The following is a 245-nucleotide window of genomic DNA, read 5'->3' as shown; positions in this document are numbered from 1 at the left end:
GTATTGTGACAAAAGCAGCCAGAATGATCCCCGCTATTGTTTTCATATTAAACCCCCACACTGTTTTTTGCTGAAGTCGGTTTGAAATACTGCTTAATTTGCTGCAGCTTACTGCCAAGAGCCTTGTCGACACGCCCGGGAAGCAACGCGTTTAAGCGAACAAATATATTTTCGGCGCTGCCGAGATAACGCCTTTTACGACCACTGATAAGTTGGTCTACAAGGGCTTTGGCAACTTGCTCCGG

At 46.5% G+C, this 245-nt stretch carries 1 pseudogene; it reads right to left on the bottom strand.

Annotated features, from left to right (window positions below):
• Window positions 1-47: 47 nt before the first annotated feature.
• Window positions 48-245 (bottom strand): annotated as a pseudogene (locus tag R0J87_RS23540) (hypothetical protein); the annotation flags it as partial.

Origin of the sequence: Halomonas sp. SIMBA_159 (assembly GCF_046536035.1) — a bacterium.
GTDB lineage: Bacteria > Pseudomonadota > Gammaproteobacteria > Pseudomonadales > Halomonadaceae > Vreelandella > Vreelandella venusta_A.
Note: the sequence above shows the minus strand (reverse complement) of the source record. Positions and strands in the feature narration are given on the sequence as shown.